The organism is Rhodococcus sp. NPDC060086, assembly GCF_042730275.1.
GTDB lineage: Bacteria > Actinomycetota > Actinomycetes > Mycobacteriales > Mycobacteriaceae > Rhodococcus.
Window position 1 is genome coordinate 37991 of record NZ_JBHWWZ010000007.1, and the last position, 22791, is coordinate 60781.

Consider the following 22791-nt stretch of genomic DNA (forward strand, 5'->3'; position numbering starts at 1 on the left):
TCTCAGTTCCGCTCGATCTCGATCGGGTGGGTCGCCAGCAACGCCATCGGGAGCGGCTGGCGGCGCAGCACACTCGCCCACTGATCGATGTCGGCCCGGGCCAGGATGTCGCGGGGCCGGGCGGAGACGACCATCCAATCGTCGTTGCTCAGTTCGCCGTCGAGCTGACCGGCACGCCACCCCGCATAACCGGCGAAGATCCGCACTCCTTCGACATGTTCGACGAGGGTCTCGGGGTCGGTGTCGAGATCGATCAACACGATCCGGCCGTCGATCCTGCGAACACCCTTCACGTTGTCGACCTTGGCGCCCGGGCGCGCAGCGCCGAGACACAGCGCCGAATTCCGGTGCACCGGGCCACCCACATACAGAGCGCCCGGCCGCGCAGACAGCGGAGCCCAGCGGGGGAGCATTGCGCCGACGGCGGTGTCGCTGATGCGATTGAGTACGACACCGAAGCTACCGGACTCGTTGTGTTCGATGACGTAGATCACGGTGCGGCGGAACGTGGGTTCCGTGAGGGCGGTGCCGGCAATGAGCAGATTTCCCGCACGGACCTTGGGAGTCGACGGTGCGGTGCGATCCTCGGGGTCGTCCTGATGCTGCGCCACCCCGTCATTCTCTCACCGCGGCTGTTGCGATGCGGTCACGAACCCGGCCGTTTCCGCAAGAACCGAGAGCTGATGCTCGAACAGCGCCGACTCGTCGGTGAAGGTGTCGGCTCCGTACTGACCGAACACATCGAAGTTCACCGTGCCGAACAGCCCTGTCCACACCAGAACGCTGCGGGCGATGACCGCGTCGGGTAGATCGATGTCGAATGAGGTTCGGATCCGCGAGAAGTCTGCCGACAGCGAGTCCGGGACCGGAACGGAGTCGGTCGACTGCAACGCACCGACGGTATATGCGTCCGCCAGGATTCCGACGAGCCGAACGATGACCCGGGTGCCGGGTTCGGTCGTGCGTTCGGCGGGAGCCCGGTAACCCGGGACCGGACTGCCGAACAGCAGCGCGTAGCGCGCAGGCTCGCGCAGGGCCCATTCCCTCACTGCGCGGCCGAGCGCACGGAATCGCTCGACCGGGTCGTCTGCGGCGGCAACCGCGGCGTCGACCGCATCTCCGAGTTCGTCGTACGCATCGACCACCAGGAGAGTGAGCAACTCGTCGCGGCTCGCGACGTAGCGGTAGATCGCCGACGACACCACGCCCAGGTCGCGCGCGACGGCACGCAGCGACAGTGCGGCTGCGCCTTCGGTCGCCAGGTGGTCGCGGCCGATCCGCAGGATCTCGGCCATGGTGCGTGTGCGCGCTTGTGCGCGAGGTGTCGTCATATTTCCAGCCTGACCGACAAACGCGAGCACTGTCAACAAATGTGAGCACTGCTCTTGACATGGCCGGTGCGGCGGTGCAGTCTGATTCCAGAACAGAGAGCAGTGCTCACACTCAACGAAGGGCGGACACCATGTCGAAGCTCCATGTAGTCGCCGGCGCCGGACCGGTCGGTACCACCGTCGCGGAACAACTCGCCGCACAGGGTCATCGCGTCCGCGTCCTCACCCGCTCGGGAAGCGGACCCGACCACCCCGGCATCGAGCGCCTGCGCGTCGACGTCAACGACCCCCACGCCCTCGACGACGCGCTCACCGGCCCCGACGGCGACAGCGCCGTCGCGCTGTACCTGTGCATCCACGGTTCGGCCTATTCCGCCGACGTGTGGGACAAGGAACTGCCTGCCGCCGAGCAGGTCGCGCTCGACGCCGCCGGTCGCGTCGGTGCGGTCGTCGTGTTCCCCGAGAGCCTCTACTCGTACAGCTCACCGCACGAGGTCATGACCGAGGACTCACCCCGCAACGCGACCCGAGGCAAGCTCGGTGTGCGCGCCCGCCTGCTCGCCGCCCGCGACGCACACTCCACCCCGACGGTCAGTGTGGTCGCATCGGACTTCTTCGGACCTCACGTACTGAATGCCCACGCGGGCGAACGCATGGTCCCCACGGTTCTCGCCGGAAAGACCTCACGGGTACTCGGATCAGCGGATACACCGCACTCGTTCACCTACGTTCCCGACCTCGCAGCCGCGATGATCGCCGCCGCAGGCAACGACGGAGTGTGGAACCGCGTGCTGCACGCACCCACCGCGCCCGCGGTGACGCAGCGCGAGCTGGCCACGGCCTTCACCACCGCCGCAGGAATACCTGCTCCGAAGGTGGGGACCATCCCCACCTGGGTCGTGCGTGCCGGTGCGGTCGTGAACAGCGACATGCGAGAGCTCGCAGAGACCGTCTACATGTTCACCGACCCGTTCGTCATGGACTCGAGCCGCACCGAAGCTGCGCTCGGCCTATCTCCCACACCGCTCGCAGACGCCGCAGACACGACCGTCCGCTGGTGGCAGGACCGTACCCGATAGGCCGCCGTCCAACACCGCGCCCGATAGGCCGCCTTCAACACAGATAGTCTCGGAGGTTGTGCAGGACTCGAAGCGGCAGGCGTGGCAATCGACGGTCTCCGCCCTCCGCGGATCGCCCGGCCTCGTACGCCTGACGATCGTCCGCTTCGCGAGCCAGTTCGGCGACGGCATGTTCCAGGCGGCCCTCGGCGGAGCGATCCTGTTCAATCCCGAACGGCACGCAGACCCCGTCGCCATCGCCGCAGGGTTCGCCGTTCTCCTCCTCCCGTACTCGGTGATCGGCCCGTTCGCCGGCGCGCTCCTCGATCGCTGGGACCGCCGACTCGTGCTGGTGTGGGCCAACGCGCTACGCGGCATGTTCATTCTTGCGGCCGCGACCGTGCTCTTCACCGGGGGTCCACAGACACCGCTGATGTTGCTCGCACTCGCCGCCGTCGGAGTGAGTCGCTTCGTACTCGCCGGAGTCTCGGCATCGCTCCCGCACGTGGTGCACCAATCCTGGCTCGTCCCGGTCAATTCCGTGCTCGCGACCGCGGGCTCCGTCGTCTCCGCCGCCGGCGCCGGAGCCGCGGTCACCACCATCGCTCTCGTCGGTGCCGGCGACCTCGGTTCCGGAATCGCCGTTGCGCTGGGAGCATCCGGGTCTGTGATCGGCGCAGTGGCAGCCGGAGGATTCGCCTACCATGCGCTGGGACCGGACGGCGCGCGACCGCGGGCGGTGGTACGCACCATCGTCGGGGGGCTGCGCACCGGAGCAACAGCGGTCTGGGAATTCCCCGGTGTCGCCGCCGCCATGATCGGAATCGGCGCACACCGCATCGTCTTCGGCATCGACACCCTGATCATGGTGCTCGTGCTCCGCGACACCGAACACGAGACGTCGCTGCCAGGTGGATTCGCCGGGTTCGGTGTCGCAGTCGCAGCCACCGCACTCGGCATGCTCATCGCCGCGATCGCCGCGCCGTTCCTCATCCCGCGACTCGGCCGGCCGCGCACCGTCACCCTCGGGTTGATCGTCGCGGCGGTAGTGCAACTCCTGTTCGTCACAACCGTGGCTCAGGGACCTCTGCTCATCGCCGCGTTCCTGCTCGGAGTCGCCGGTCAGACGATCAAGCTCACCGGCGATGCGGCGATGCAGATCGATATCGACGACGCACGGCGCGGGCAGGTCTTCGCGTTGCAGGACACCGTATTCAACATCGCGTTCCTGGCCGCGATCGCGGCGGCGGCATTCGTGGTGGCGCCGGACGGCCGCACACCCGCACTTGCTGTGGCCGGTGCAGCGGTATACGTCCTCGGTGTGCTCGGTGTGCTCGCGATCAGGCGCTATCGGATCGACAACAGGAGCTGATCACGCCGCCCGAATGATCATCGTGCCCGGTGGATCCGGATCTCGGTGGCCTTGATCACGAACCACACCGTCGCCCCCGGTTCGAGCGTCAGGTCGGCGGCTGCGGCCGTCGTGATCTCGGCCGTCAATCCTCCCGACGCGCGCACCAGCACCGTCGCGCCACGGGCCTCGAGCTCACCGACCTCGACGCGCAGCGCATTCCGCGGACTTCCGTGCGGAGGTTCGGTGTAGACGGCGACCGCAGACGGCGGAAACACCGCGGCCGCCGCAGTACCGGAGGTGCAGTCGTCGTCGGCGACTCCGTGCACGACACCGACTTCCGTGACGAGACCGTCGTCGCCGACTGTCCCGTCGAGCAGGTTCGTTCCGGCGATCCGTGCGCCGAACGCACTGCGTGGCCGGGTCAGGACCCGCGACGCGGTGCCGTCCTCGACGATGCGTCCGCCGTCGACGACGATCACGCGATCGGCGAGTGCCAGCACATCGAGGGGATCATGTGTGACGATCAGCGCTGTACGACCGTCCTCGCGCAGCACCCTGCGCAGCAGCGACCGCACCGCGGGCGCCGTGGCGACATCGAGTGCGGCCATCGGTTCGTCGAGGAGGAGCAGTTCTGGATCCGCCGCAAGGGCCCGCGCGACCGCGATGCGCTGAGCCTGCCCGCCCGAGAGTTGATGCGGTGTGCGATCGGCCAGTTCGACGGCGTCGACCGCCTTCAACCAGTGCATCGCGATCTCTCGTGCAGCGCGGCGCCCCTTCCCGGCGCTGCGTGGCGCGAATGCCACGTTGTCGGCCGCGGTCAGGTGTGGAAACAGGAGTGCCTGTTGCGCAAGCAACGCAACCGAACGAGCGTAGGGCGGCACCGCGATGCCCGATGCGATGTCGGTGAGGACCCGGTCTCCCAGTTCGACGCGACCCCGGTCCGGCCGGAGTAATCCGGAGATCACACCGAGCATCGTGGACTTTCCGGCTCCGTTCGGTCCGAGAACCGCGACGGTACTGCCCGCGTCCACGTCGAGATCCACGGTGAAGTCACGCGTGTCGACGCTCGCCCGTACCTGCAGCCGGCTCACTGATCCGCTCCTTTCGGGCGTCGCGAGTGCACGGCGACGACGATCACCAGAGCGACGACGATGAGCAGCAGCGACAAGGCCACCGCCGCATCGGGATCGGTTTCGCGTCTCAGATAGACCTCGAGGGGGAGTGTGCGTGTGGTGCCCTGCAGACTTCCGGCAAAGGTGAGGGTCGCGCCGAATTCACCGAGCGCGCGGGCGAATGCAAGGACGGCGCCCGACGCGAGTCCGGGCAGCACGAGGGGCAGGGTGACGCGGCGGAAGACCGTGGTGGGCCGGGCGCCGAGTGTCGCTGCGACGTTCTCGTATCGGTGTCCCGCTGTGCGCAAGGCACCTTCGAGGCTCATCACGAGGAACGGCAATGCGACGAATGTCTGCGCCACCACCACCGCGGTGGTGGAGAACGCGATGCTGATGCCGAACACTTCGAGGTGTTGACCGATCAGACCGCGGCGACCATAGGTGTAGAGCAGGGCGATACCCCCGACCACCGGCGGCAGCACGAGTGGAAGAAGCACCAGCGCGCGTACCACCCGCAGACCCCGGAAGGTACTGCGCGCCAGCACCAGAGCCATGGGTATCCCCAGGGTTATGCACAGCAGTGTACTGAGTGACGCGGTCACGAGGCTGAGTTCGAGTGCGTCGAGCGAAGCCTCGGACGTGATCAGCGCGGGATAGTTAGCCCAGTCGACCGTGAGCAGCATCGCTGCCAACGGGACCGCGATGAAGACAAACCCCACCGCGGCAGGCACGTACATCCACGACGGAATCCCCGTGGATGTGCGCGCCGCGCTCACGGTGCGCCGAATCCTGCCTCCGCGAGGATTGCACGACCCTGCTCTCCGGTGACGAAGTCGACGAATTCCGCTGCCAGCTCGGCGTTGTCGGTGTCGGCGAGCCGGGCGATCGGATAGGTGTTGACCGCACCGGCGGATTCGGGGAACGGAATCGCGGTCACCGACTCACCCGCATCTTTCGCGTCGGTGACGTAGACGAGACCGGCATCCGCCTGCCCCGACGTGACCTTGCCGAGCACGTCGGTGACCGAGGATTCCTCCGAGACCGGGGTGAGGGTCGCACCGGAGGATTCTTCGACACGTTCGGTGGCCGCCCCGCACGGAACCTGTGGTGCACACACGACGACGGACAGACCTTCGCGGGTGAGATCTTCCAGCGACGTGATGTTCTCGGGGTTCCCGGGCTCGGTGACGATGGTGAGCACGTTGGCCGCGAAATCGACGGGCTCGCCCGCCGCGAGACCCGCATCGACCACATCACCCATGGTTTTCGTGTCGGCCGCGGCGAAGACATCGGCCGGCGCGCCCTCCACGAGTTGCGTCACGAGTGACGACGACCCGGCGAACGAGAATTCCACGGTTACACCGGGATTCGCTGCTTCGAACTGCTCACCGATCTCGGTGAACGTGTTCTGCAGAGATGCCGCTGCGAACACCGTCAGAGTCTCGGCGCCCGCCTCGGTGGAGTCGTTGCTCCCGCAGGATGTCAGAGCGAACGCACAGGCGATCGCCACCGATGCTGCTACGACGACACGAGTCTTCATGCCTGCTCCCCGGGGGTCTCGACGATGACGTTGGTGGACTTGACGACGGCGACCGTGATGCTGCCCGGTTCGAGGCCCAGTTCCTCGACGGCCTCGGTGCTCATGAGCGAGACGATCCGGTGGGGGCCGCATTGCATCTCCACCTGCGACATCACGGTGTCGGACACCACCCGGGTGACGAGGCCGACCAGTCGGTTGCGGGCAGAGCTCCCGACGCCGAGCAGATCGGGCGCCGCCGCGGCCTGGGAGCGAGCGAAGGCAGCGAGCTCGCCGCCTTCGATCACCTTGCGTCCCGATTCGTCCTTGGTCGCCGACAGCAGGTCTTGATCGACCCAGCGCCGAACAGTGTCATCGCTGACACCGAGCAGCGTAGCTGCATCCTTGATCCGCACATTCGACATGAAAGCGAAGATACTTCCGAATATGCGGAGATACAAGCGCGTCACTGACGCAGTGCACCCCCGGCCTCCCGCGGCTGCCGGTCCCGACCTGTCATGTCTCCTGCGCGACTCCCCTGCTGCGGCCCTGCCGGGAAGATCTTGACCCGCACTTTTTCCTCGTACCCGTCTGTTCCATACCCGTCGACCCGATGCGTGGGATGAGGCATGGCCGGCGCTGCGTACGCCTCGGCGGGTTCGCCCTCACCCGTCCACTGCGCGACAGCGGCTTCGCGTCGACGGTCCTCGCGGTCCGGGGCGAGCAGCAGTGCAACGATGGGCAATGCGATCACAGCGATACCGATGACGAAGGACGGGAACAGAAGTGACATCACCGTCTGCCCCGCAGGTTCCGGCGCGCTCGCATTGACCGTGGCGTTCACTCCGGCCATACCCGTGTAGTGCAGTGCAACGACAGCACACCCCATGATCAGCGCCGCGGCGGCTCGGGCAACGAGACTTTCCGCCACACCAGCGAGCCACAGCGCGGCCGTGGACGCGACGATGCCGATGATGACGGAGGCCACCACGAAAGCCTGATCGTGCTCGATCGTGCCCTTGATCCGGATCGCCGCCATACCGCTGTAGTGCATGAAGCTGACGGCCAGGCCCATCACCAGTCCACCAACGGCGAGCGGAACACCGCGAGGTACCCGCGTTTTCCATCCGGCACGTGAGTCCACGATCCAGAGCCCGAACAGCGTCGCGCCGACCGCCAGCACTATGGAGAACAACGTCGGCGCGAGAGCATATCGGATCGTGGAGCCCGGAACCGCGAATCCCATCATCCCGATGAAGTGCATCAACCAGATCCCCACGCCACCGATGGCGAGCGACGCCATGGCGAGCCATCGTATTCTGGCGTTCTTGCGTTCATCCTTGAAGGACTGACGCACGCAGGACAGGCCCACATACGATCCGACGACCGACGTGAGGTAAGCCAGGAAGAAGACCCATATCCCCATCGAGAAATGGTGCAGTTCGTGCGACATCCGTATCTCCGTACGGCACGCCGAATCGATGTCCCAAATCCGGATGGGACGTGCCGCACCGACCGAACGAGACCGCACCAAGTCCCCGACGCGGCGTTGGCCACGCTACCTCACGTCACAATTCCATAACCCTGCCGCATAGAGTCGATCACAAGAACGACCGCCCCGCAGCCTTATTCAGGACTCGGGTCCGGAATCTCGTCCGGCTTGTATGCGGGGAGCCGCGAGGCCGGGAGGATCGCGACGGCGCTGACTCCGGCAAGGATCAGCAGCCCGGTCTTGAGCGCCCTCAGTCTGGCATCGGTATTGATCTGGACGGCTGCGTCGATCACCGCAGGTGAGGCACTCGTCTCACCGAGCACCGCCCGAAGTTGGTCGTTGCTCACGAAGTTGACGTCGTCGAGATCGACCTCCGCGACGACGGACTCCGGTATCTCGACATCGTTGGCCACCGACTGAGCGACGTTGAGCCCGAGGATCGTCACCAGCATCGCTCCCGCAACCGCGGTGCCCACGGCAGACGCCAAGTTCTGGGCTGTTCCCCGGATGGAGCCCACGTCTCCCGCCAACTCCTTGGGAGCCGACGTGACGAGCACATTGAACACCAGGGTGACCAGCGCCCCTTGGCCTACCCCGAAGACGATCAGACCCACGATGGTCGGCAGCGTCTCCCAGTCGTTCGTGACGACGAACGCCAACCAGATCAGTGCGGCGGTCGTCAGACCGAACGAGAACATCCCGATCGCCCGGGGACTGAAGCGCTTGTAGAAACGCACGATCAAAGTGGCGGTGACGAACACCGTGAGATTGAACGGCATCATCGCCAGTGAGGTGTCGAACGCCGACCGCCCCTGAACGATCTGGATGTACAACGGCACGGTGAAATTCAATGCGGCTTCCAGCGCGACCACCACGAACATCGCATAGAGCGCAGCGCGTTCACGGGAGGAGCCGATCACCGACAGGCTCACCAGGGGAACCTTGCCGATACGCACTCGCTGTCGCGTCCACACCAGGAAGGCCTGACCGAGAACGACGCCGAGGACGATGAGGATCGGTGCCGGCGACAAGCCGACGACGTCGAACGGCGCACCCTCACGCGCGATGAGCAGACCCCAGCCGTTGAGATTGTTGAACCCCAGGGTCAGCACCACGATCGCGACGCCGATCAGCATCGCGGCGACCACGTCGATCTCGACCGACGAATTACCCCGATCGGAGCGAAGGGTGAAGCTGAAGACGAACACCGCGACCGCAATTGCCAGCACGATCCCGAACACCGGACGCCACCCGACGGTCGCGCCGAGCGCACCACCGATGAGGAATGCACTCATCCCGGAGAAGGCGCGGGCCGATCCCAGCGAACCGATGGCAGTCGCCTGCTGGCCACCGTGATAGTTCTCCGCGATCAACGCAACCAGTGCCGGAACGATGATCGCCGCCGACATCCCCGCGAGTGCCTGCGCTGCGATGACGACCTCGATGGTCGGCGCGAAGATCATCATCAACGAGGAACCCGCGAACATGACGACGACGATGCGGAACACGAGAACCCATCCGAAACGATGGCCGAGTTTCGCACCGAGCATCACGAGCGCGGCAACACCGATCCCGTACATGACGATGGCAGTACTCACCGCGGTCGGCGGCGCACCGAAATCCTCGACCATGCCACCGATAGACACCGGCAATGCAGCCACGTTGAACGACATCAGGATCTGCCCGAGGAACAGCCCGATCATCGGCAGCCACGAGTTGTGCTGTTCGACCGTCGCCGTGTCGTGTCCGGTGCTCATCGGCGGATTCCTTTCTGTCGAGAATGTGCAGCGGAAGCAAATATGTTCAGGCCCAGCACCCTCGACAGATACGCGGTCGCCCGCTGGCCTCGAATGCTGTTTCCTGCGGAGTCGAGGAGCGGTGAGAACACGCCGATTCCGCACTTGCCGGGCGGGACGACTCTCCTACCGGTGAGCGGGTTGACGCCGCCGTCCGCGAGGGTTGCGCCCATGACCGCGAGGTCCTGGGCATCGACCTTCAGCGAGCACTGCTTCGTGTAGACATCGACGACCTCGTCGGGATCGAGTGCGACTCGCCCATAGCTCGCGAGCAACTGAGCAGCTGTCGTCGCCAGCGCCCCCGCATTGACCATGGGGTTCATCGGGTGTCCGTCGTTGAGTTCGATCGCGATGACGGAATTGAAGGCCGCCCCGGAGTTGTTCACCCCGACGCGTTCGCGGACGAGTTCGTGCCCGAGTTGCACTGCACTTCTCCCCGAATCATCGGCGCCACATGTGTTCCGAAACGGACTGTAGACGGATCGAATACGGCTCGAGGGGGAAACGAGCCGATCTTGATGGGGAACTCGAGATCGTTCAGTACACGTCGCGCACGTAACGCTTCTCCGCGACGAGTCCGTCGACATATGCCGTGGCCTGGTCCTGGTCGAGCCGGCCGTGTGCCTGCACCACATCGCGCAGTGCCGCGTCCACGTCCTTCGCCATCCGCGCCGCGTCACCGCACACGTAGAAGTGGGCGCCGTCCTCGAGCCACCGCCACAGCAGCGCACCGTGTTCGCGCATGCGATCCTGCACGTAGACCTTCTGTCGCTGATCCCGGGAGAAGGCAAGGTCGAGTTCGGTGAGGAAACCGTCCGAATGCATCGCCTCGATCTCGTCCCGGTAGAGATAGTCGGTGTCGATTCGCTGGTCGCCGAAGAACAGCCAATTACGACCCGTGTGGCCCGACTCCCGACGATCGTGGAGGAACGCTCGGAACGGCGCAATTCCCGTCCCCGGCCCCACCATGATCATCGGCGTATCCGGCGACGACGGCGGCCGGAAATGGTTGCTGCGCTGCACGAAGATCGGGATGTCCGCGCCCTTGCTGTGATCGGCGAGAAAACTCGAGCACACTCCTGCACGCCCTCGCCCGTCGTTGTTGTACCGCACCACCGACACCGTCAGTTGCACTTCCCGAGGATCGATCTTCGGGCTCGACGAGATGGAGTACATGCGCGGCTGGAGGCGCTCGAGCAACGGCAGCCATTCGTCCAGTGGCGCTTTGAACGGATATTCAGCGATCACGTCCATTGCCTGCTTACCCCACAGCCACCGCTGCAACTCGAGCTTGTTGCCCGGCCGAAGGCGCTTTGCGAGCTCGGCACTTCCGGTCTGCTGCTGCACGAACTTCAACAGATCGGGTGTCACCCTGGTGATGTCGAGATGTCGTGTCGCCGCCTCGCGCAGCGGGATTGTCGGAAGACCCGCAATCTCGGTGGGCGTCTCTGCATCGAGCACGGTGACCTGCAGCCACTCGTCCACGGTGTCCGGGCCATTGGTGGGCACCACACCGAGCGCGTCGCCTGCACTGTATTCGAAGTCCGGGTCGAACAGCTCGAAGCCGAACTGGCGCACCTCCTTCGATGAACCCGTACCGCTGAGACGCACATTGCGAGTGAGCCGGGTGATCAGCGGAGACCGCCGCGAGTAGGCCGGAACCGCAGGCACCGAGGTGGTGACCACTTCTCGCGCAGGCGCGATGGTGCCACCGAGGTGCGATTCGAGATCGCCGAGCCACTGCGCCGACCGTTCCTCGAAATCGGGTTCGCAGTCGACCCGGGGGAGAAGCGGAATCGCACCGAGCTCGGTCAGCCGCTCGTCGAGTTTTCTCCCGAAACCACAGAAGTCGTCGAAGCTGGAATCACCGAACGCGAGAACCGCGTACTTCAGATCGGTGAGACGAGGAGAATCATCGCTGTTCAGCGACTTCCAGAATCTGCCACCACTGTCCGGCGCCTCTCCATCCCCGAAAGTACTCGCGACGATGACCAGAGTCGAAATATCTTCCAATGCAGAATTATCCAGGTCGTTCAACGACATCGAGCGCACTGCACAGCCCGCAGACCGCAGGCGCTCGACGCACGTTCTCGCGAATTCCTCGGCGTTGCCGGTCTGCGATGCCCACGCCACCACAACCGGTGTCCCGTCCGGCTCAGAAACAGGATCGACGGACTCGGATCCCCGTGAATAGACGCCCGCCAGCACACCCTCGATCCAGGCGCGCTTCTGGGCAGAGAACGGCGCCGACGCCGGAAGCACCGGAACTCCACCGAGCTCACTCGAGCGGAGCCCGGCGAGCATACCCGACAGGTAGATTCGTTCGGTCTCGTCGAGCACGGGAGCATCGACGTCGCCGAGACCGATCACGGACGAGACACGGTCTGCGGGGTCTGCGACCACCTCCTCCGGTGTCTCCACCTTCACCAATGCGACCGCACACACCTTGAATTCGGGCTGGTGCGACACCGGGTCGGTCGCATCATTGGTGACGGCATTGATGGTGAGGTCGTCGCCGAACTTGTCGTTCCAGTGGAACGGCGCGAAACAACTGCCCGGAGCCACCCGGTCGGTGACCACCGCGGGCAGTACCGCACGACCACGGCGCGAAGTGATCTCGACGCGATCGCCGTCGACGATCGCCAGTCGCGTCGCGTCGTCCGGGTTGATCTCGACGAACGGTCCGGGCTCGAGCTTGTTGAGCTTGGCGACCCGGCCGGTCTTCGTCAGGGTGTGCCATTGGTGCTGTACCCGTCCGGTGTTGAGGATCAGCGGGAAGTCGTCGTCGGGGAGTTCGACGGCAGGCACGTGCGGACGCGGAAAGAACCGGGCCCGTCCGTCGGGAGTCGCGAAGGCGAAGCGCGGGACCGTGCCGTCTCCGCGTACGAGCCGAGGACGAACGGTCCCGTCGTTGAGATAGCGGATGGGATTGCGGTCGGCGGCGCCGGGCGGACACGGCCATTGCACGGGTTCCTCGCGCAATCGGTCGTAGGTGACTCCGCGTAGGTCGTATCCGGTGTCCGGGTTCGCGAATCCGGTGATCTCGTCGAAGATCTCGTCGGCGCTCGAGTAGTCGAAAGCGCTTCCGAATCCCATCTCGGTGGCGATTCGCGCGATGATCTCCCAGTCGGGCAGCGCGTCGCCCACGGGGTCGACCGCCTGCCCGATGAGATTCAGGGTTCGATCGGAACCGACGGTCACGTAGTCGGATTCGGACCACAGAGCTCCCGGCAACAGGACATCTGCATAGTCCGCTGTCTCCGTCTCGGCAAAACTGTCCTGCAGGACCACGAGTTCGGCCCTCTCGAGACCCTCGAGGACGGTCCTCCGATTGGGGACGGTCGCAACAGGGTTGGTGCAGATGATCCAGCAGGCCTTGATCTCGCCGGCAGCCATCTTCTCGAACATGTCGATCGTGCCGGTACCCACCTCGGTGCGCAGCGTGCCGCGCGGTACACCCCACCGATCTTCGACGAACACACGATCCGCCTCCGACAGCACACTGCGTTGACCGGGCAGACCCGGCCCCATGTAACCCATTTCGCGTCCGCCCATGGCGTTGGGCTGACCGGTGAGGGAGAACGGGCCGCTACCGGTGCGACAGATCGCGCCGGTAGCGAGATGCAGATTGCAGATCGCGTTGGTGTTCCACGTGCCGTGGGTGCTCTGGTTGAGTCCCATCGTCCAGCAACTCATCCAGTTGCCTGCCTCCCCGATCCACTGCGCTGCGGTGCGGATATCGGCTTCGTCGATTCCCGTGATCTCCGCGACCACGCCCGGAGGGTAGTCGGCGAGGAATTCCTCCATCGCGTCCCAGCCGGCGGTGTATTCGTCGATGAATTCCCGATCCGCATGGCCGTTTTCGACGATGAGGTGCAGCAGACCGTTGAGGAGGGCGAGGTCGGTTCCCGGGAAGATCCGCAGGAACAGGTCGGCCTTGTCGGCCGTCGCGGTGCGGCGAGGGTCGACGACGATCAGCTTCGCTCCGGTCTTGACGCGATCCATCATCCGCAGGAAAAGGATCGGATGGCAGTCGGCCATGTTGGAGCCGGTCACGAAGAACACGTCGGCGTGGTCGAAGTCCTCGTACGATCCCGGTGGCCCGTCGGATCCGAGCGACTGCTTGTATCCGGTGCCTGCGCCCGCCATACACAACCGCGAGTTCGATTCGATGCCGTTGGTGCCGATGAATCCCTTCGCGAGTTTGTTCGCCAGGTACTGCGACTCGAGAGACATCTGCCCCGACACGTAGATCGCGACCGCGTCGGGACCGTGTTCGTCGATGATGGCGTTCAGGCGGCGCGCGGTGTCGGCAATTGCCGTCCCGAGCGCGATCGGGACCGGATCGGCACCGCGTTCGGGGCGCACGCGCGCGGTCTCGAGTCGCCCGCCCCCGGCGAGCATCGCGGCGCTCGTGGCGCCTTTCGTGCACAGACGACCCCGGTTGGTGGGGTGCTCCTTGTCTCCGTATGCCTCGAGGACACGCCTCGTTCCGGTGCTCGGGTCGATACCGACCTCGAGCACCATCCCGCATCCCACGCCGCAATACGAGCAGGCGGTTCTCACCTTTGTGATCACGTCCTGCATTCCCAGCTCCTGCCCGGCGCCGTCTCGTGAATGGCCCGGTGTCCATGCTGCGGACATGGTGTTGCGGGAGGATCAAACGCGGTGAGCAGGCTGTGACATCTGGCTCACCGCGCCGGATGGCTCGTGTGAGGAGACAGAAACACCTACGCCTTCGGCTGCTCGTGCCACCACTTCAGGAGTTCGGCCTCGGCCTCGTCCCGCTCGAGCGGTCCGCGATCGAGTCGCAGGTCCTTGAGGAACTTCCACGCCTTCCCGACCTGCGGGCCCGCGGGAATCCCCAGCAGTTCCATGATCGCGTTGCCGTCGAGATCCGGACGCACCTGCGCGAGGTCCTCCTGCTCGGCGATCACGGCGATGCGATGCTCGAGGTCGTCGTAGGTGGCCTGCAACGACGCAGCGCGCCGCTTGTTGCGGGTGGTGCAGTCGGCGCGCACGAGCTTGTGGAGCTTGGGCAGAAGAGGCCCGGCGTCGTGCACGTAACGACGCACCGCAGAATCCGTCCACTGCCCCTTGCCGTACCCGTGGAACCGCAGATGCAGGAACACGAGCTGACCCACGTCCTCGATCATCTGCTTGGAGTACTTCAGGGCCCGCATCCGCTTCCGGACGAGCTTCGCGCCGACCACCTCGTGGTGGTGGAAACTCACGCCGCCACCCGTCTCGTTGCGCTTGGTGCCGGGCTTACCGATGTCGTGCAGGAGCGCCGCCCAGCGCAACACCAGATCGGGGTCGCCGTCCTCGAGGTCGATCGCCTGCTTCAGGACCGTGAGCGAATGCCAGTACACGTCCTTGTGCTGGTGGTGTTCGTCGATCTCGAGTTTCATCGCGGGGATCTCCGGAATCACCCGCTGCGCGAGTCCCGTTTCGACCATGACGTCGATGCCCTCGACCGGAAAGGCACCGAGAATGAGCTTGTCGAGTTCCGCCTGGACACGTTCGGCGCTGATCCGCAGGATCTCGTCGGCCATCTGCACGATCGCCGTGTTCACCCGCTCGGTGAGCGTGAACCCGAGTTGTGACACGAACCGCGCGCCACGCAACATCCGCAGCGGGTCGTCGTGGAAGGAGTCCTCCGGGCGCGCGGGTGTGTCGAGCACCCCTGCCACCAGCGCATCCATCCCGCCGAGAGGGTCGACGAACTCGCCGGCGCCGTCGGGTCCGATCCGGACGGCCATCGCGTTGACGGTGAAGTCGCGGCGTACCAGGTCGTCCTCGAGCCGCGTGCCGTATTCGACGAGGGGGTGGCGGGTGACGCGGTCGTACGCGTCGCTGCGGAACGTGGTGATCTCGATCTGTTCGGGGCCTTTCGACGCGCTGACCGTGCCGAAGTCGATGCCGGTGTCCCACTGGTGGTCGGCCCATCCGCGAAGAAGTTCCTGCACGAGTTCGGGGCGAGCGTCGGTGGTGAAATCGAGGTCGGTGCCCAATCTCCCCAGCACGGCGTCGCGGACACTGCCGCCCACCAGGTACAGCTCGTGTCCCGCCTCGGCGAATCGCGCCCCGAGCGGAGCCAGGACATCCGAAAGTGCGCGCAGCGTCGAGTCGGCGCCTGCGAGCAATCGGGCGCGGCGATCGGCGTCCGTAGTGGGAGAGTTCACGTCTTCGAACTTTACCGAGCGGCCCACGCTCGTGGTCGGACAGGCACCGACGTGTGGCTGAACCGGCACAGTGGCCGTTACAACTACTATCGATCAGGTGTCGCCCGCAGAACGTGCCAACCGCAACCGCCGCAATCCGCGGCGGCGTGGTTCGGGCGGCAAATCACCCGTGCGTGGAGGCGCGGCCTCGTCGGCTTCGACGCCGCACACGCGGATGCGGACTGTGCGGGAGACGTCGGCAGGCGGTCTCGTCGTCGACGGCCTCGGCGGCCCCACCGACAAGCTGTGCGCCGCGCTGATCGGTCGCACCGACCGCCGCGGCCGCCTGTTGTGGTCACTGCCGAAGGGCCACATCGAGAAGGGCGAGACGGCAGAGCAGACCGCGATGCGAGAAGTCCACGAAGAGACCGGTGTGCGCAGCAAGGTCCTCGCCGAGCTCGGCAGTATCGACTACTGGTTCGTGACGGAAGGGCGCCGCGTCCACAAGACCGTCCATCACTATCTCCTCCGATACCTCGGCGGTGAACTCTCCGACGCCGACATCGAGGTCACCGAGGTGGCCTGGGTGCCACTGACCGAGTTGCGGACGCGGCTCGCGTACGCGGACGAACGCAAACTCGCCGACATCGCCGACCAACTCATCGCCGACATCGACCCCTCCTGGCTGAAGGACACCGACCAGCTGAAGGACACCGACGAGCCGGGGGCCGCGCTCGGATGACGGTGGTGTTCTCTCGGACCGGCGCCGTGGTCCTCGCTGTGTTTGCGCTGGTCCTCGTGGCTCTGGGTGGGCCGATTCCCGACTCCGCGACCGCGCAGACTACCGACGAACCGCAGTTCCTCCGACTGGACATCGACGAGGTCACGCCGTCGACGGTGTCGCTTGCCAGTGGCCCGGTCGTGTCGGTGACCGGCACCGTCACCAATATCGGTGATCGCGATGTCGAAGATGTGTGGGTGCGTCTGCAGCGGGCGCAGGCCGTCACAGATTCCGCGACCCTACGCAGTGCATTGACGCTGGATCAGGCCGGATACGACACCGTCGGGGAATTCGAGGTGGTCTCCGACCGTCTCGAACAGGGGGGGACGGAGGAATTCACTCTCGAACTCCCGCTGCGCTCCGACCTCACCCCGTCCCTGAACATCACCGCTCCGGGTGTGTACCCGTTGCTCGTCAACGTCAACGGTGCCCCCGAGTACGGCGGTCAGGCGCGCCTCGACGACGCCCGGTTCCTGCTTCCCGTCCTCGGCGTACCCGCCGCCGACGAGGTCGACGCCGACACCGACACGAGTGGGCCCACCTCGCTCGGGGAAACGTCCCTCGGAGCCGGGGAGAAGGATTTTCCGGCGGTGCCTGCCGACCTGTCGAGTCCCGTCGCGACGACGCTGCTGTGGCCGCTCGCCGACCGCCCCCGGGTGGCGGCAGGAGTGCCCGGATCCGTGACCGACCCCGTCCGCCTCGTCGACGACGATCTTGCGTCCTCCCTCGCCGAAGGTGGTCGCCTCGACGGTCTGCTGCGTGTCGCGGAGGATGCCGTGGCGAACAAGGATCAGGTCGCGGGTGCGATGTGCCTCGCGATCGACCCGGATCTGCTGGCCACGGTCGCGAACATGACCCGCGACTACCTGGTGGTGGCCGATCCCTCCGACCCGGTCGGCGACGCACGGCCCGGCACGGGCACCGACGCGGCGATCGCGTGGCTCGAACGTCTACGGGCCCTGTCCGCGCAGATGTGCACGACCGCCGTGCCGTACGCCCAGGTCGACCTGACGGCGCTCGCCGAGACCGGCAACGCCTCATTGATCGAATCCGCACTCGGCTCGCCCGCCCGGATCATCGATTCCATTCTCGGCATCTCCTCGGTGGGCTCGGTGGTCTGGCCCGATTCCGGTGTGCTCACCGAGAAGGCAGCCGCGGTGATCGCGGCGAACGGGCCGGTGACCGCACTGCTCGCCGACGAGGCCGTGCAGAACGCCGATCCCGGCGCGGCGGGGGTCCGCATCAGCGGTGTCGACGGATTGACGGCGGGTCTGTTCGACAGCGCCGCGGGTGCCGCGCTCGCTGCGATGGGCGACGAACCGCAGACTCCCTCGTACGTACCAGATTCGTCGCGGTACACCCTCACCGACGATTCGACGACGGCGCGACTCCAGGACGCACTCGGCGCCATCGCCTGGCCCGCACTGAGTGCGTCGTCGGTGACCACACCACCGGCCGGACCGAATTCGGTGGTGCTCGCGCCGCCGCAGGTCTGGTCGGCGTCTGCCGACGATGCTGCGCAGGCCCTGTCGATGGTGTCGACGCTGATGAGATCGGGACTCGCGACGGCACGGCCGTTCGAGGCGATGATCGCCGCGGCCGCCGCGACCGCGACCGACCCGGTGGCGTCGCTCCTGACGTATCCGGAGCAGGCGATCACCGACGGTGCGCCCGCATCGGTGGTACACGAGGCCTCGGCGCAGATGCCTCGTCTCGACGGGCTCGAGGAGGCCTTCGTCGAAGATCCGCAGGCCCAGCTGACCCCGAGTGCATTCACCGCGCCGCTGCGGAACGACATGCTGCGCTCGATGACGCTGGCCGGGCGCCGCGGGCCGGATCCGGACGCAGCTGCTGTCGATGCCGAACGGCGGTCGACGGAAGCCCGCGAGGCAGTTGATCGCATGTTCGACTCGGTCACGGTCCTTGCTCCCGGCGGTGTCTTCACCCTCACCTCGGAGCAGAGTCCACTTCTGCTCGTGGCCCGCAACGATCTGCCCGTGGGCATCACCGTCCGGCTGCATGTGGACGTACCCAACGCAATGGACATCACCGACATCGGTCCTACCCAGCTTCCCCCGCGGGGCAGCCGCACACTCACGGTGCCCGCCGAGATCAGCGACTCGAGAAAGATCGAGGTCGAGTTCGCGCTCACGACCGAATCCGGTCTGTCACTCGGCAGCCCCACGCAGGTCACGGTACGTTCCAATGCGTACGGTCAGGTGCTCGCCATCGTCACGGGCTGTGCGGGAGCACTCCTGTTGTTCCTGGCGGGGCGGAGACTTCTGCACCGATTCCGGGGGGAGCCGGATCCGGCCGATGAAGGGTATGGAGAGACATGACCGGGAACCCCACCCGCAGCGGCACCGGGGCAACCACCGGTCACAGCGCTCCGCAGGGACCGACGACGTCCCCGGACATCACCGGGTCGGCTCGGCCCCGTAAGCCCCAGAGTCTGCTCGCAGCGACCGGGTCGATCGCGATCGCCACCCTGATCAGCCGCATCACGGGCTTCCTCAAGCAACTGCTCATCCTGACTCTGCTCGGTGCGGGGGTTGCGAGCTCGTTCACGGTCGCTCACCAGATCCCGAACATGATCTCCGAGCTCGTGCTCGGTGCCGTGCTCACCTCGATCGTGGTGCCGGTGCTCGTCCGCGCCGAACGGGAGGACCCCGACGGCGGTGAGGCCTTCATCCGGCGGTTGTTCACCGCCGCGCTGGTGCTCCTCGGCACTGCGACGGTGCTCGCCGTCGCAGCGGCCCCGCTCCTCACCACACACGTCTTCCTCGACGATTCGGGTGAGGTCTCGACGTCACTGACGACGGCCCTGTCGTATCTGTTGCTGCCTGCCATCGTCTTCTACGGCATGTCGGGATTGTTCACGGGCATTCTCAACACCCGGCAGGTGTTCAAACCCGGTGCGTGGGCGCCGGTGCTCAACAACGTCGTCGTGCTGTGCGTGCTCGTCCTGTACTACCTGATGCCCGGCGAGATCACTCTCGACCCGGTGCAGATGAGCGACCCGAAACTGCTGGTCCTCGGGATCGGCGTGCTCCTCGGTGTGGTCACCCAGGCTCTGTGCCTGATCCCTGCTCTGCGCCGGGAAGGCGTCAACCTCACACCGCTGTGGGGGCTCGACGACCGGCTCCGCCAGTTCGGCGGCATGGCCGCCGCGATCATCATGTACGTGTTGATCAGCCAGGCCGGCATGGTCTTCGCGACCCGGGTGTCGTCGGGGGCCGACGAGGCCGGTCCGGCCATCTACAACAATGCGTGGCTGCTCCTGCAGCTGCCGTACGGCGTGCTCGGCGTCACCGTACTCACCGCGATCATGCCGCGCCTGAGCCGCAACGCCGCCGACGGCGACACGCCCGCCGTAGTCGACGACCTCTCCGTCGCGACCCGCCTGACGATGATCTCGCTGATTCCCATCGTCACCTTCCTCACGATCGCCGGTCCGCAGATCGGCGCCGCCCTGTACGGCTACGGAAACTTCGGCAGTGGCAACGCCGAACTGCTCGGCCGTGCGGTGAGCTGGTCCGCGTTCACCCTCATCCCGTATTCGCTCGTGTTGATCCACCTCCGCGTGTTCTACGCGCGAGAACAGGCGTGGACACCCACGTGGATCATTCTGGGCATCACCGCGGTCAAGATCGGATTGTCGGCGTTGGCGCCCGTCATCGCGAGCAACGGCGGTCAGGTCGTCGTCCTGCTCGGTGTCGCGACAGGTGTGGCGTTCACGGTGGGCGCGTTCATCGGCGGATTCCTGCTGCATCGCACGCTCGGCGACCTGCATATGGCGAATGTCGGACGGACGATCTGGCATGTGCTTTTCGCGTCTGCGGCCGGCGCCGCGGTGGTATTGCTCGCCGACAGATTGCTTCAACTCGACGCTTTGAGCGAGCGCTTCGGCGGTCTCGGCTCCTTCGTGCGGGTCGGTATCACCGGGGTGCTCATGATCCTGGTCGCCCTCATCGGAATGTGGTTGCTGAAGGTTCCCGAAATCCTCTCGATCGAGGCGATGATCAGGCGCAAGGTGGGTGCGCTGCGCGGCGGCGCACCGGACGACACATCGGGGGTTGCCGGCGTCGGCGCCGACCCGAGGACGCCACCGCCGACCGGACCGCTCCCCGCTCCGCGGCGCTACGACTACCCCGAAACCGACGTGGAACGCACCGTTGTGCTCCCGCGTATCGACTACGGGGAGTACGGAGTCGGACCGTACGACGCGATCACAGAGGTCATTCCCGCGATTCGGGACTTGCCCCGTCCCGTCGATGGACGGTCGCAACTCCCGTACTCTGGGCAAGAGATTCGACCCGGGCGGCGAGGACCGCGATACTTCGCGGCTCCCGGCGATCCCCGTCTCCGTACAGAAGGTGGACGAGTCGACAACGAAGGAGTGAGGGTGAGCGACGACCACGCTGCCGGCAAGTCCACGCTCGATTCAGCGAACCGTATTTCCGCGTCCGGGGCACGGAATCCCAGTGCCCGGAACCCGGACGCCGCACCGCCGCGCGATACCCACACCGACACGGGCGTCATCCCGATCGGTTCGCCGCAGTTGCCGCCCGTCCGCGTGTCGGGCAGCGCACCTCGGCGCGCTATGCGCGGACCCGACCTCATCGCGGGGGCGTCGGTGGCGGGAGGCCGCTACCGGCTGCTCGCGCCTCACGGCGGCGCGCGAGGGCTGCGATTCTGGCAGGCACTCGACGTCAAGCTCGATCGTGAGGTGGCTCTGACCTTCGTCGACGCCGACCAAAGCGCCGCCGATGCCACCGGACCCGACTCACCTCAGGCCGTGCTGTCGCGAACGCTGCGTCTCGGACGCATAAACTCACCGGGTCTCGCGCGTGTGCTCGACGTCGTGCGCGGCAGCTCGGGCGGCATCGTAGTCGCGGAGTGGACACCGGGCCGGTCGCTGAAAGAGATGTCGACCACCGATCCCTCTCCGATCGGCGCGGCCCGTGCCGTGCGGGCGCTCGCCTCGGCAGCCGAGGCCACGCACCGTGGTGGCAGCGCATTGTCGATCGACCACCCCGACCGGGTTCGCATCAGTGTCGCGGGCGACGCGGTGCTCGCATTCCCGGCCACGTTCTCGGACGCCGACGCGATCTCCGACGTCCACGGCCTGGGCGCAACCTTGTACGGGTTGATCACCGGGAGTTGGCCGCTCGACGAACCCGGTATCCCGGGTGCCGCCCGGATAGCTCCGGCGCGCAGTGGCGGCACGGTCGGTGGAATGCCGATAGCCCAGCGCAGTCACGACGGTGTTCCCGTGGAACCTCGCACCATCCGTCCGGACGTTCCGTTCGAGATCTCCGCGGTCGCGGTGCGTGCGTTGTCCACCGACGGTGGCATTCGAACGGCCGCCACGGTGCAGCACATCCTCGACCAGGCATCGGTGGTCGATCAGAAGACCGACATGATTCCCGCGCTGCGGCTCGGACAGCGACCGGCCGCAGTCGAGAACCACGCCCTCGCCGATCAGGAAGCACTCGCGGAAAAGAAGAAGCATTCCGAGCGGATGCTCATGGCGCTCGTCGGCCTCGGCGTCATCACCGTGATCATCCTCGCGTTGATCGGCTGGTGGATCACCAACCTGCTCGCAGGCGATACCGACAATGCGCCGTTGACCAGCCAGGAATTCGGTCTCACCCCGACGGCCGAGGCCCCCGCGACACCGGGCAACGGCGGCGGCGAGACCGCGCCCTCGGCGGCACCGGTGGCCGCCGGCCCCGTCGCCGCGACGTCGGTCGCCGTCTTCTCGCCGCAGGGCACCCCCGATTCTCCGGCGACCGCGTCGCAGGCCATCGACGGCGATCCGAGCACGAAGTGGAGCACCGACGCCTACTTCGACCCGTTCCCGTCGTTGAAGAACGGCGTGGGTCTGCTGATCTCGCTCGCCGACACGTCGACGTTGTCGTCGGTGACCGTCACGACAGACTCACCCGGCACCGTGCTCGAGGTGCGCAGCGCACCGTCGGCTCAGTCGTCTCTGGATCAGACCCAGGTAATCGGTTCGGCCACATTGGGTTCGGGAGAGACCGAGATTCCGGTCGAGGCCGACGGGGGCACATCGCATGTGCTGCTGTGGATCACGGATCTGAGCACGAGCGGTGGCAGCCACAAGAGTGCGATTTCCGAGGTCACGTTCACCGCTGTGAATTAGGATCCACGCGCACAACGC

The 22791-nt window shown here is 66.2% G+C and carries 16 protein-coding genes; 5 read left to right on the top strand and 11 right to left on the bottom strand.

The features are described from left to right. Nucleotides 1-2: 2 nt before the first annotated feature. Entirely contained in the window at nucleotides 3-611 is a 609-nt protein-coding gene (locus ACFWB0_RS06515) for a YqgE/AlgH family protein (RefSeq protein WP_378489625.1), read from the bottom strand. A 12-nt stretch (nucleotides 612-623) separates the two neighbouring features. Next, the gene (locus ACFWB0_RS06520; protein WP_378489626.1) at nucleotides 624-1331 is read right to left on the bottom strand and encodes a TetR/AcrR family transcriptional regulator; all 708 of its coding nucleotides are present in this window, start codon (nucleotides 1329-1331) and stop codon (nucleotides 624-626) included. A gap of 131 nt (nucleotides 1332-1462) precedes the next feature. Between ACFWB0_RS06520 and ACFWB0_RS06525 the strand changes: the two genes are divergently transcribed. Next, complete coding sequence (locus ACFWB0_RS06525; protein ID WP_378489627.1) at nucleotides 1463-2410, top strand: NAD-dependent epimerase/dehydratase family protein; 948 nt, start codon at nucleotides 1463-1465, stop codon at nucleotides 2408-2410. Between the two features lie 58 nt (nucleotides 2411-2468). Next, entirely contained in the window at nucleotides 2469-3761 is a 1293-nt protein-coding gene (locus ACFWB0_RS06530) for an MFS transporter (protein ID WP_378489628.1), read from the top strand. A 17-nt stretch (nucleotides 3762-3778) separates the two neighbouring features. On the opposite strand, the gene ACFWB0_RS06535 is transcribed toward ACFWB0_RS06530, so the two are convergent. From ACFWB0_RS06535 to ACFWB0_RS06575, 9 genes are all read right to left on the bottom strand, one after another. Further along, a complete protein-coding gene (locus ACFWB0_RS06535; protein WP_378489629.1) occupies nucleotides 3779-4834 on the bottom strand; it encodes a sulfate/molybdate ABC transporter ATP-binding protein in 1056 nt (351 codons plus the stop codon). Then, a complete protein-coding gene (locus tag ACFWB0_RS06540; protein ID WP_378489725.1) occupies nucleotides 4831-5592 on the bottom strand; it encodes an ABC transporter permease in 762 nt (253 codons plus the stop codon). Before ACFWB0_RS06540 ends, ACFWB0_RS06535 begins: the two co-directional genes overlap by 4 nt. Before the next feature lie 35 nt (nucleotides 5593-5627). Next, on the bottom strand, nucleotides 5628-6395 hold the full coding sequence (modA, locus tag ACFWB0_RS06545) for a molybdate ABC transporter substrate-binding protein (protein ID WP_378489630.1): 768 nt from the start codon (nucleotides 6393-6395) through the stop codon (nucleotides 5628-5630). Next, nucleotides 6392-6796, bottom strand: coding sequence for a molybdopterin-binding protein (locus ACFWB0_RS06550; RefSeq protein ID WP_378489631.1), 405 nt, complete (start codon nucleotides 6794-6796; stop codon nucleotides 6392-6394). Before ACFWB0_RS06550 ends, modA begins: the two co-directional genes overlap by 4 nt. A gap of 41 nt (nucleotides 6797-6837) precedes the next feature. Then, nucleotides 6838-7824, bottom strand: a complete 987-nt coding sequence (locus ACFWB0_RS06555) for an MHYT domain-containing protein (protein ID WP_378489632.1) — start codon at nucleotides 7822-7824, stop codon at nucleotides 6838-6840. A gap of 173 nt (nucleotides 7825-7997) precedes the next feature. Continuing rightward, nucleotides 7998-9620, bottom strand: a complete 1623-nt coding sequence (locus ACFWB0_RS06560; protein ID WP_378489633.1) for an MFS transporter — start codon at nucleotides 9618-9620, stop codon at nucleotides 7998-8000. Next, a complete protein-coding gene (locus tag ACFWB0_RS06565; RefSeq protein WP_378489634.1) occupies nucleotides 9617-10084 on the bottom strand; it encodes a glutaminase in 468 nt (155 codons plus the stop codon). Before ACFWB0_RS06565 ends, ACFWB0_RS06560 begins: the two co-directional genes overlap by 4 nt. A 112-nt stretch (nucleotides 10085-10196) precedes the next feature. Beyond that, nucleotides 10197-14246: a molybdopterin-dependent oxidoreductase gene (locus tag ACFWB0_RS06570; protein WP_378489635.1), complete on the bottom strand. Its 4050-nt coding sequence runs from the start codon at nucleotides 14244-14246 to the stop codon at nucleotides 10197-10199. 143 nt (nucleotides 14247-14389) lie between these two features. Beyond that, nucleotides 14390-15844, bottom strand: coding sequence for a CCA tRNA nucleotidyltransferase (locus tag ACFWB0_RS06575; RefSeq protein ID WP_378489636.1), 1455 nt, complete (start codon nucleotides 15842-15844; stop codon nucleotides 14390-14392). Nucleotides 15845-15941: 97 nt separating this feature from the next. On the opposite strand from ACFWB0_RS06575, the gene ACFWB0_RS06580 reads away from it, so the two are divergent. From ACFWB0_RS06580 to murJ, 3 genes are read left to right on the top strand one after another with little or no spacing between them, the layout of a single operon-like run. Further along, nucleotides 15942-16565 (top strand): NUDIX hydrolase, encoded by a 624-nt coding sequence (locus ACFWB0_RS06580; protein ID WP_378489637.1) that lies wholly within the window; start codon nucleotides 15942-15944, stop codon nucleotides 16563-16565. Further along, nucleotides 16562-18943: a glycoprotein gene (locus ACFWB0_RS06585; RefSeq protein WP_378489638.1), complete on the top strand. Its 2382-nt coding sequence runs from the start codon at nucleotides 16562-16564 to the stop codon at nucleotides 18941-18943. Before ACFWB0_RS06580 ends, ACFWB0_RS06585 begins: the two co-directional genes overlap by 4 nt. After that, on the top strand, nucleotides 18940-22773 hold the full coding sequence (gene murJ, locus ACFWB0_RS06590) for a murein biosynthesis integral membrane protein MurJ (RefSeq protein ID WP_378489639.1): 3834 nt from the start codon (nucleotides 18940-18942) through the stop codon (nucleotides 22771-22773). Before ACFWB0_RS06585 ends, murJ begins: the two co-directional genes overlap by 4 nt. Nucleotides 22774-22791 lie beyond the last annotated feature (18 nt).

Bases quoted from the DNA above. Each gene is read 5' to 3' on its own strand.
- ACFWB0_RS06520 (WP_378489626.1), bottom strand. From the start codon at position 1,331: ATGACGACACCTCGCGCACAAGCGCGCACACGCACCATGGCCGAGATC.
- ACFWB0_RS06525 (WP_378489627.1), top strand. From the start codon at position 1,463: ATGTCGAAGCTCCATGTAGTCGCCGGCGCCGGACCGGTCGGTACCACC.
- ACFWB0_RS06540 (WP_378489725.1), bottom strand. From the start codon at position 5,592: ATGTACGTGCCTGCCGCGGTGGGGTTTGTCTTCATCGCGGTCCCGTTG.
- modA (WP_378489630.1), bottom strand. From the start codon at position 6,395: ATGAAGACTCGTGTCGTCGTAGCAGCATCGGTGGCGATCGCCTGTGCG.
- ACFWB0_RS06550 (WP_378489631.1), bottom strand. From the start codon at position 6,796: ATGTCGAATGTGCGGATCAAGGATGCAGCTACGCTGCTCGGTGTCAGC.
- ACFWB0_RS06555 (WP_378489632.1), bottom strand. From the start codon at position 7,824: ATGTCGCACGAACTGCACCATTTCTCGATGGGGATATGGGTCTTCTTC.
- ACFWB0_RS06560 (WP_378489633.1), bottom strand. From the start codon at position 9,620: ATGAGCACCGGACACGACACGGCGACGGTCGAACAGCACAACTCGTGG.
- ACFWB0_RS06570 (WP_378489635.1), bottom strand. From the start codon at position 14,246: ATGCAGGACGTGATCACAAAGGTGAGAACCGCCTGCTCGTATTGCGGC.
- ACFWB0_RS06585 (WP_378489638.1), top strand. From the start codon at position 16,562: ATGACGGTGGTGTTCTCTCGGACCGGCGCCGTGGTCCTCGCTGTGTTT.
- murJ (WP_378489639.1), top strand. From the start codon at position 18,940: ATGACCGGGAACCCCACCCGCAGCGGCACCGGGGCAACCACCGGTCAC.